Source organism: Streptomyces amritsarensis (assembly GCF_001953875.1).
Lineage (GTDB): Bacteria > Actinomycetota > Actinomycetes > Streptomycetales > Streptomycetaceae > Streptomyces > Streptomyces amritsarensis.
This window is the reverse complement of the sequence record NZ_MQUR01000163.1, coordinates 1-9,539: the sequence shown is the minus strand read 5'-3', so window position 1 is coordinate 9,539 and position 9,539 is coordinate 1. Positions and strand designations below refer to the sequence as shown.

Annotated in this window: 7 protein-coding genes and 2 pseudogenes; 6 read left to right on the top strand and 3 right to left on the bottom strand. The window is 70.7% G+C overall.

Going from position 1 to position 9,539, the window contains the following annotated elements:
- The 3 genes from AVW11_RS34675 to AVW11_RS34665 form a co-directional block, all read left to right on the top strand.
- The coding region (locus tag AVW11_RS34675; RefSeq protein WP_240528341.1) for a DEAD/DEAH box helicase at positions 1-2,290 on the top strand (2,290 nt) is incomplete at its 5' end.
- 237 nt (positions 2,291-2,527) lie between these two features.
- A complete protein-coding gene (locus tag AVW11_RS34670; RefSeq protein ID WP_076047008.1) occupies positions 2,528-2,983 on the top strand; it encodes a hypothetical protein in 456 nt (151 codons plus the stop codon).
- Between the two features lie 156 nt (positions 2,984-3,139).
- The gene (locus AVW11_RS34665) at positions 3,140-3,547 is read left to right on the top strand and encodes a hypothetical protein (protein WP_079250907.1); all 408 of its coding nucleotides are present in this window, start codon (positions 3,140-3,142) and stop codon (positions 3,545-3,547) included.
- 889 nt (positions 3,548-4,436) lie between these two features.
- Here the strand turns inward: AVW11_RS34665 and AVW11_RS34660 are convergent.
- Positions 4,437-4,618: pseudogene (locus AVW11_RS34660) on the bottom strand (ATP cone domain-containing protein); the annotation flags it as partial.
- A gap of 156 nt (positions 4,619-4,774) precedes the next feature.
- Here AVW11_RS34660 and AVW11_RS34655 point away from each other — a divergent pair.
- The gene (locus AVW11_RS34655) at positions 4,775-5,098 is read left to right on the top strand and encodes a hypothetical protein (protein WP_076047007.1); all 324 of its coding nucleotides are present in this window, start codon (positions 4,775-4,777) and stop codon (positions 5,096-5,098) included.
- 413 nt (positions 5,099-5,511) lie between these two features.
- On the opposite strand, the gene AVW11_RS34650 is transcribed toward AVW11_RS34655, so the two are convergent.
- Positions 5,512-6,819: a hypothetical protein gene (locus AVW11_RS34650; protein WP_076047006.1), complete on the bottom strand. Its 1,308-nt coding sequence runs from the start codon at positions 6,817-6,819 to the stop codon at positions 5,512-5,514.
- 325 nt (positions 6,820-7,144) lie between these two features.
- On the opposite strand from AVW11_RS34650, the gene AVW11_RS37600 reads away from it, so the two are divergent.
- Both AVW11_RS37600 and AVW11_RS34640 read left to right on the top strand, forming a co-directional pair.
- Positions 7,145-7,675 (top strand): DUF4352 domain-containing protein, encoded by a 531-nt coding sequence (locus tag AVW11_RS37600; protein ID WP_076047005.1) that lies wholly within the window; start codon positions 7,145-7,147, stop codon positions 7,673-7,675.
- 465 nt (positions 7,676-8,140) lie between these two features.
- On the top strand, positions 8,141-8,899 hold the full coding sequence (locus AVW11_RS34640) for a hypothetical protein (protein ID WP_143568937.1): 759 nt from the start codon (positions 8,141-8,143) through the stop codon (positions 8,897-8,899).
- 262 nt (positions 8,900-9,161) lie between these two features.
- Here the strand turns inward: AVW11_RS34640 and AVW11_RS34635 are convergent.
- A pseudogene (locus AVW11_RS34635) lies at positions 9,162-9,539 on the bottom strand (IS630 family transposase); the annotation flags it as partial.

The following is a 9,539-nucleotide window of genomic DNA, read 5'->3' as shown; positions in this document are numbered from 1 at the left end:
GCAGACGGTGCGGGAGTGGCGGCTCGTCGGACACACCGGGCCGGCCGTCGCGGTGTGCTCGCTCGAGGACGATCCGCAGCTGTGGCAGCTCGACGTCCGAACGACGACGTCGGCGCCGCAGCTGGGGCTGTGGCACGGGCGCGGCCCCGTCACGGTCTACGCGACCTACGCCTCTCTTCCGGTCATCGCCGAGGCCCACGAGGGCGCGTACGGGCTGCCGATGGATGTCTTTGACCTGGTGATTGTCGACGAGGCGCACCGCACGTCGGGATCGGCGGGGAAAGCCTGGGCAGACGTCCACCGCCAGGACGTGATCCCGGCGATGCGCCGGCTCTATATGACCGCGACGCCGCGGATCTGGATGGAACGGCCGCCCCGGAACCGGGCGCAGGAGCGGGAGCTGGAGGAGGCTCGCCGGCTCGCCGAGGCGAAGGAGCGCGAGGAGGCGGAGGCAGAGGGGCGGGTCTACGTCGGCAGGCCGCGCTGGGACCGGTTGCCGAAGGAGCTGGCGTGCTCGATGGACGACGAGGAGGTGTTCGGGCCGGTCGTCTACGAGCTGTCGCTCGCCGACGCGATCTCCCGCGGGCTTCTGGCGAAGTACCAGATCGTGGTGGCGGAACTCGCCGACCCCGTCGTCACACCGGACCGGCTGAACAGCGTGGAGCGGTACGAGGAGCGGCTGCGCGGTGAGCGGCTGGCCGCGGTGCAGACCGCTCTCCTGGAGACCATGGCCGTCCACGGGCTGCAGACCACCATTACGTTCCACCACCGCACGATCGAGGCGGAAGCCTTTGCCGCCGGGCTCGACCGCGTCGCCCGTCGGCTCCACGCAGTCGACCCGGGGCGGCATCCGGAGCGGGTGTGGTCGGGGTGGCTGTGCGGGGACCACGACGGCAGCCACCGACAGACGGTCCTCGCCGACTTCGGACGCCGGGCCGGGCGCGCCGTGCTCAGTAACTGCCGGGTCCTGGGCGAAGGCGTCGATATCAGAAGCGTGGACTCAGTAGCCCTGGTCGACCCCAAGGGATCAGCTGTCGACATCGTCCAGGCCATCGGCCGTGCCCTGCGGCAGAAACCCGGCCAGGGCAAGACAGCCACTCTGATCGTGCCCGTCTTCATGGCTCCGGGGGAAAAGCCTGAAGACATGCTTTCGTCGAATTCCTACCGGCCGCTAATTCGTGTACTGGAAGGGCTTCGAGCTCACGATGAGAAGGCCGTGGAGATGCTTGCCATTCCACAGGAGAACCAGAAAAGAGCCGTGAACCCGTCTCGGCCGGTCGGCCAGGCGCCCGAGGACGGCGAGGAGGAGTCCCGGCTGCTGCTCCGCTTCGCGACCCCCCGCGACCCGGCGCTCATCGCGAAGTGGATCACCTACCAGGTGATCAACACCGAACGCCAGGACTGGCGCCGCGGCGCAGAAGCCGCCCACCGGTACCGGCAGCGCGAAGGGGATCTGGAGGTCCCGTACGAGCACGTGGAGGAGGCAGGGGCGTTCCCGCTCGGCAGGTGGCTGTCGGACCAGCGGCGGGCGTACCGCGCCGGGACCATGACCGGGGAACGCGCGGCCGAGCTGGAGGGGCTGGGGGTCGTGTGGGACACCGCCGACGCCGGCTTCGAAACCAACCTCGGGGCGGCACGCGCCTACCACGACCTCCACGGCACCCTCGCCGCGCCACGGGGCGCAGCCATCATGGACGTCCAGATCGGTCAGTGGCTCACGAACGTGCGCCGCCCCGGCGGGCTCGGGAAAGACCCCGTACGCGCCGAGCGGCGGGCCGCTCAGCTGGCCGCGATCGACCCGGACTGGAACCCCGCCGTGCTCGGGTGGACGGTCGACTGGCAGCGACACTACACCTACCTCGCGCAGCTCCTTACCGAGGGCGCCCGCCTGGCAGCGGTCGTGCCCGGGGTGACCCGGCACGGGGACGACATCGGACGCTGGCTCGCCACACAGCGCAGAAACTGGGACCGCCTCAACACCGAACAGCAGCGCCGACTCGCCGAACTCGGCGTGAAGAAGGCCCCACGGGCCCGCAAGACCGCGGCGAAGACGACCACGGCGTCCGGGCCGCGCGCGGGCGGGACGGCCTTCCAGAAAGGGCTGGAGGCTCTGCAGCAGTACATCGCGCGGGAGGGCCGACTGCCGGGGCGGGCCGTCGTCGAGCGGCTGCCCGACGGAACCGAGCACCGCACCGGCATCTGGGTCGGGAACCAAAAGGCCCGCCGCAACCGGCTCGACCAGGCGCAGCTCGCCGCCCTCGCCGAACTCGGTGTCGACTGGGCGCGGTAGACGCCGTCGGGGGCCCGAGTGGTACTGCTGCTTCAGAGCGGGCCAGGGCACCGGACCCCGCCCGTGCATGCTGCAGCGGCACGGGCCGGCCGCAGCCCAGCCCGGCGCCTGGGACATGAAAGATCACCGGACAGGCAACCTTGACGAGCGGAACCTGCTCTCCCTTTGCAGCACCCCGGACTTCAACAGCTTCAGGAGGTGCAGTCTGGCCGTGGCTGATACGAGAAGGAGCACCTGGTGCGTACCGACTGGCGGCAGACCCTCTGGTGGTTCATAGGCGCGACAGCGCTGTTCCTGGCATTGATGGCCGCCTTCCGGATCCAGCTGGGCGAGGACCATGAGGAACCGCTCGCGATCGCTGATGTGGCGGGAGTCTGGCAAGGCTCCGACGGCGGCCGCCTGACGGTCCGGGCGGACGGTACTGCAGACCTCGAACGGGTCACACGTCCCGGACCGAACTGCGGGCACTCCACCGACGCACCGGCCCGTTCCTACACCGGCCCGGCAACCTGGGCGTTTGACACCTACCCCGACGAGAGGCCCGGGATCAGGTTCGACTATCAGGGGCCCGCTACCGCCCAGCTGTGCAAGGTCTACCTCGTGGTCATCCCCCAGAAGGACAGCGCGAAGGGATACCTCCCCCACGACCCACCCGGCGTGAACTACATACGCTCACCCAGCCAGCAGAACTGAACCACACCATCACCCGCACCACGAAAGCCGACCGCGACCAGCCCGACCAGCTGCAGCTCGCCGCCCTCGCCGAACTCGGCGCCGAGTGGGCCGGTCTCCGGGCGCGGCGAGCCTCGCGTAGGGTCGGCGGGTCCTTACCGAACAGGGGAGTTGGAGATGGGGCACGCATTGCGGCGGGGCGTCGGCGCGGCACTGACGGCGGTGGCGGCAGCCGCGGTGCTGGTGGGCTGCACGGCAGAACCCCGGGAGCAGGCCATGCCCGGTCCGACGTCCACGGCCACGGCAGTTCCCCAGGAGGCCCTGGCCCTGGCCGACCGCTACCGGGCGGCCGGCGGGGATCCGGATGTGTACGGGATCCAGGTCGAGGACGGACCGGAAGGCGTGCCCCGGGTGGTCATCCGGACCCGCAACGCGGATCATGCCGACGCGACCTTCCGCCGGCAGAACACCTCGGTCACCACCCACCTGACGACAAAGGAGGGAGCGTCGTTCAAGGGGGGCTACTTCATCGAAGTCTTCGGCCCCGACGGCCGGCTCATCCACCGCATGGACGCCCGCCCCTAGCTTGATCTTCGACCTGTTCGGTGTGGTCGATCTCGGAGCGGGAGCGGGCCTCTGTCGGGGAGACCCGGGGCCGGAAGGCCGGCGGCGTCGTAGACCCCGGCCGGCCGCGCCGGCCTCGTCGCGGACATCGCGTTGCCGCTGACCGTCACGGTGAGAGGGCGCCCCGCGGGGCGCAGCCGCTCGAAGCGGAGTGGGGGGCGGAAGCCCCCTGCCGACGGGCCAGTCGGCGCCGACCGCCGCGACCGTCCGGGGCGCACCAGCGTCACGTCGAGGACATCGCGCGGCTCCTATCCCGCCGGGAAGCGGGCGCCCGCCCGGGGCGGCCCGTCTGCGTGAATGCCAAGTGCCCGGCGACCTGGCGGGACTGACCGGGGCGCAGGGGAACGTCCGGCCGACCAGGCCCGGCCGGCCATCGGGGGCGTGGCGGCCGAGGGCCAGAGGCCGGGGGCGGGTGAGTGTGGCGGTGTGCGGGGCCGATGAACGCTTCGGTGGTGTCCCGGCAGCGGCCCTGGTCCAGCCGCGGTATCCGGTGTCGGCCCCACCGGTCGGTACCTCCGGCCTTGACGCGCGCCACGTTCGCGGTGACGGCCCTGCTCAACGCGGCCGCACTCCCAGGACCTCGGACCGGTCCCCCTCCCGCGTCCCGCACGACGGGAGACCACGACGAAACGCCGACCGTGTGTCGAAAGTGCCAGAGGTGTGCCGCACACCAGACACCACACAGCTAAGACCCCCACCACCACCAACCCGGCCAACCACCACCGGCCCTCCCCCTCCACCCACCGCACACGGCGAAGGTCACCACCGCCAGCACGGCAGCGCCGGTACGGCGCTGCAGGCCTGACGTCACCAAGCACCGCAGGGGAATCTGGTTCAGGAACCAGAGGAGGCCGGTTCCGACCGGCTGGACCTCGACCCGCTGGTCGAGCTTGGCGAGGGCGTCTTCTGTGACCGGCCGCCCCTGGCACGCCTTGCGCACGCCGGAGATGACCTTGGTACGGCTGAAGGGTTCGGTCCCCCGCTGCGTTTGATCACCATCAGCGAGGCTGTCTCCACCGTCGTGAAACGACGGGGACGGGGCCGCTCGCCGCATGACTGGCGGCCGGGGTCAAGCCCCGTCTTTCCGTGCCGTGACCCCAGGTCCGGCGTGGGGCGCAATGGAGTGACGGTGACGCCGAGAAGGAACGGCGACCAGGCACCCATCCCTTCCCAAGGAGCCCTGCCCCCATGACCGCCACCCTCGCCCGACGAGTCGCGCCTCTCCTGATCACCGCCCTCCTGGCCGGCGGCGTCTCACTCGCCTCCACCGCCGTCGCCGCACCCGCCGTCGCCACGAGCGGCACCGCCGACACCGACGACGACAACCTGCGCACCATCAAGCGCCTCAACGCCGAAAAGCCCAGGACCGTGAAGAAGCTGGTCCGCACGGTCGAGAAGTACGGAATCACGGACGGGCGCCAATGGGGGCCCGGCGTCGGCAACGTCGACGGGCATGAATGGGCGCGGGGATACCGCACGCCCTGCAAGCAGTTGGACTGCCTGCAGAACTGACCGGGACGACCACGTGGTGCTGCCCGGCCGGGGGTGCTGCTGCCCCAGAGCGCCTGAGCGCCGGGCCTCACCCGAGCACGCCGTATCGGCACGGGCTGAGCAGGATCCCAGCTTGATCAGCAGCCCCGCTCGACCGGGGCTGCTGATCTGGTCCCGGCCACCTGACGACGCGGTACGGGCGGGCCAGGACCCGGGCCCGCCCCGGGCAGAGGTCCGGAAAGCGGCTCCCGGCTGCACGACGACGGCCACCGCCCACGATTCCGCGGGGCGAGTGAGAACGAGTTCTGCGAACCGGAACGGCGCTTCGCGCCCGCCGGGGCATCATGTTTGATCTTGCTCGGGCAAAGGGCCGTTCTGAGACCGGCGCAGCCTCGGTAGGGCTTGAGGTCGCGGGCCCGCGAGCGGGCGGTCGATCAGCGGGGCAGGATGCGCAGTACTGCCTCGCGTTCGCCGCTGAGCTGCAGGCCTTGCTGTACTGCGGCGCTCAGATCGAGGTCGCCGAGGAGGGTCGCGGCCAGCAGGTGCGGCGGTCCGGTCAGTGACGCGGTGGGGTGGTCGACGCGGCCGGCGTGTGTGTGCACCGCGCCGTCCTTGACTTCGATGACCAGGTCTTCGTTGCCGTCGGCGTGCAGTTGCAGGGCGATTGCCGGCTGGTCGGGGCGGTGGTCGGTCAGTGCCCGGGCGGGCATGTCCAGCCAGTGGGTGCGGAAGGTGTCGCTGCCGTCCGGCTCACGCAACAGCGGGACGCCCCACCGGCTCAGCTCCTGCAGCACCGGCTCCAGCTCGCGGCCACGCTCGGTGAGGGAGAACAGGGTGGTGGCCACCGGCGGCGGGGCTGCCTCGCGGATGCGGTGCTCGGCGAGCGCCCAGTCGGCGTCGGTGACGAGGGGCTCGTAGCGTTCGCGGACACGCGGCAGGGACAGGTCGTAGGCGAGCGTGGAGCCCGCAAACCAGACGGGCCGGCTGCCACGGTCGGCACGGTCCCCGGGCAGCGCGACCGCGTAGCCGACCAAGGTGCCGTCGTCACCGTGACGCTCCCGCACGCGCAGCCCGGCGTCGCGGAGCCGGTCGAGGAAGTCGGCATCGTCGTGCGCGAGCGCGGCCGCGGTGCGGACGGTGCGCTGCAGGGATTCGCGGGCGGTCTCGGCCAGGCCCCGGCGGGCGGCCTTCTCGGCCTCGCCAGTGAGCGGGCGGCGGCGCGCGGTCCGGTCGAGCGGCGACATCTCGGCCAGCCCCCAGCGGGCTTCGAAGAGGCGGGCGGCGGTGTGCATGTTGGGGATGTCGCCGCGTACGCGGGGATGCCGGCCGTCCTGGCGGGCAAGGGTCGCCGCGATGTGAATGTGGTCGTCCGCGTGGCGCACGGCGACCCACCGGCAGGCGTGTTCGTCGCCGCGGGCGGCGATGCCCGCGGCGTGCACCATGGCGGCGGCGACCTCCGCCCATTCGGCGTCCGACAGTGTGCGGTCGCCGGCGTGGTTGCGGACTGAGACATGCCACACGTGCTCGGCCGGGCGCGGGCCGCGCAAAGCTTCGACGGGGGCGTCCAGGAGCAGCGCCAGGCCGGCGAGCGACATCCGGCCGGGGTCGCGGGCCGGGCAGGGCAGGTCCGGGTCCCAGGCGGCAACAAGGTGGGGGTCGGTGTGCTCATCGCGCTCCCCGGGACCGATGAGGTACTCCAGGAGCTCGACCGTCTCCGACCCGCCCGGCGCCCTCTTCGGCATCACGACCGCGAACGCCTCTCCCGCGCCACCGCACACGTTTGCCGAAGGCGTCTTCCACACGGCCAGCTGCCCCACGGACGACCTGGTCGCGCGGCTTCGATGGAGGAGAACGCTCCGCTACCAGGGCATCATCGGGCTACACCGCACGGACAGGAGCATCTGCATGGCCACCCCACCCCCGCCGCAGGGACCGCCCCCGCACAATCCCCACCAGCCGCCCTACCCGGCACAGCCCTACGGTCATCAACCGCCCTACCCGCCGCAGCCCGGGATACCGCAGGCACCGGGGGCATGGCCTTGGCCGCCACCGCCGGTCAAGCCCGGCATGAGTACCGGAGCGAAGGTCGGCATAGGCTGCGGCGCCATCGTCGGCGCGCTCGTCCTCATGTCCGGGTGCGCAGCGATCCTCGGTGCTGGGAGCGGCAACGGCACAGGCGGAGAGAAGCAGACCCGTGCCACGGCGCCATCCGGGGCCTCGTCCGCGTCCACAGAGGCCAAGCCTGGGCCGACAAAAGAGGAGAACGAGACTCCGCCGGTCACGCTGACAGCGGAGAAGGCCGTATTCAAGCCGACGGCGCTGCACGACGGCGGTGACTACACCGCGGTCCAGGTCACAGTCGTGAACAACTCCGATGACACGGTTTCTGTCAATCCGCTCTACTTCGAGGTCACGGACTCCGACGGCGTCAAGCACTCCGCCGAGATCTTCGGAGCCGACGACAACCTTCAGGCAGTCAAGCTCTACAAGGGCGAGAAGGTCACCGGCACCGTCACCTTCAAGGGCAAGATCACCCCCGCGAAGGTGTACTTCCGCAAGAACGGCTTCAGCACCACCTACAGCGCCCCCGTCAAGTAGTGCTGCCGCACGGACAGGGCCGGACCCAAAGGCAGTGGGTCCGGCCCTTCCGCATTCTCCCAGCCCAGCTGGCTGGCCCGCTGTTCCTCAACGGCTGCAGGGCCCGGCCGGACGCCGTCGCTGGACGTGCCCTGAGACGGGCCGGGCCCGGCTCTCCTACCGGCGGGCTGAGGGACCTCCGAGGGAAATACCCGGCTGTCGGCCAACCCGCCGGGGGCGCCCACCCGCGACACCCGCCCCGCAACACTGTCGGACGACAGACGGATGTCAGTGGCTGACGACAGGAGGTGTCAGTGGTCGGCGACATGACGTGTGTCAGTAGGGATTGACGTCACCGGTGTCGATGGCGCGGAGGCTGTACTGAACTTCGTCGGCCAGGACGGTGTCGCCGTCGGTGGTGACGGTGAGGGTTCCGGCGTTCTCTCTGTCCGGTGCGGCACGGGCGGCCGCTCATAGGATCGGCAAATGATCAGACGACCACCGCCGCCTCCCCTCTCCGTGTCCTTCGACGTGCCCGACGGACACGGCGTCATCGAAGTGACAGGCGACGAGGGTGGCAGCATGCTCCTGCTGGCCGGCGATCCGGTGCTTCTGGAAGCCAACGACGGTTGCGGCAGCGTGGGCTGGCTGGCAGCCCGTGCGGGCACGGGCTGCCCCGGGCTCTCCGAGGTCAAGTACCTCACCGAGTGGCTCAGCGCCCCCGGCCTCGTGCCCGATCCGCGCACCGGCCAGGCCGAGCCTCCGGATCCGGAATGCCTGCGCCCGCTGCTGTCGCTGCTCGCCTCCGGGCGGTACGTGATGACGGCCGCGGTCGCTCCGCACCACCTGCGGGTGGTCCACCCGCGCGCCCTCCAGGTCCACGGCTGGTACGCCGACGAGGAGCTCGCGCTGGTGACCACCGACGCGTGGCCGCCCCACGACCACAGGGCGGTGCGCCGCTACCGCGACCACATCCGCGCCGGCGGCGACCTGCCGGCGCTGGTCGTGCTGTTCCCTACCGCCGAAAGCTGGGTGGGTTACCTCCTCGACGGGCACCACAAGCTCGCCGCGTACGAGCAGGCGGGGGTCCCTCCGATGGTCATCAGACTGACCCCCCAAGTGCCCCGCCCCTTCCGGCGCGACGACCTCAACCGGGCCTGGGCGGCATTCTCCGACAGGGCGCCCCGGGATCAGGACGCCGCGCTGGGCAGGGTCTTCTCTTACATGCGGGCGGAATCCGTCTGAGTCGGCAGCGCCCCTGTCCTCACATTGTCCGAGCTACTGACATTTCCGATGTCGCCCACCACTGACGTCCTCGGGTCGCCCGACACGTGTCGTGCGCAGGGTGGCCGGACCGGAATCGGTCGACTCCGGGACGGTCTCCATTCGCGGCACCGGGGTCGGCGGAGGCGTCCCGGAACCCGCGGGCGCGTTGGAGAAGCAGGACGGGTATTCGGGACGGTCCGCATCGAGCGGACGGGCGGGAGGGGAACACGTGGACAGCGACCTAGTCTTCTGAGTCGGGAATTCTGTTCAGATATGAGGCGAGGCGTTCGAGGATCTCGTCCGCGGTCTTGGTCCAGATATAGGGCTTGGGGTCGGTGTTCCATGCTGCGACCCAGGCCCGGATGTCTTGTTCCAGGGCCTGGACGCTCTTGTGGACGCCTCGCCGTATCTGCTTGTTTGTCAGCTCGGCGAACCAGCGTTCCACCAGCCAGGTCTTGATCGCCGGGGTCTTGTGGGTGGCGTAGTTGTCCAGCACCAGGTGGACCTCGAGACCGGTCGGTACTTCCTTGTCGAGTTTGATGAGGAACTTCTTGAACTCCTCAGCCCGGTGGCGGCGGTGGAGTGAGCCGATCACCTTGCCGGTGGCGACCTCGAGGGC

Coding starts and splice junctions, on each gene's coding strand:
- AVW11_RS34665 (WP_079250907.1), top strand. CDS start 3,140: ATGGGGCACGCATTGCGGCGGGGCGTCGGCGCGGCACTGACGGCGGTG.
- AVW11_RS34655 (WP_076047007.1), top strand. CDS start 4,775: ATGACCGCCACCCTCGCCCGACGAGTCGCGCCTCTCCTGATCACCGCC.
- AVW11_RS34650 (WP_076047006.1), bottom strand. CDS start 6,819: ATGCCGAAGAGGGCGCCGGGCGGGTCGGAGACGGTCGAGCTCCTGGAG.
- AVW11_RS37600 (WP_076047005.1), top strand. CDS start 7,145: ATGAGTACCGGAGCGAAGGTCGGCATAGGCTGCGGCGCCATCGTCGGC.
- AVW11_RS34640 (WP_143568937.1), top strand. CDS start 8,141: ATGATCAGACGACCACCGCCGCCTCCCCTCTCCGTGTCCTTCGACGTG.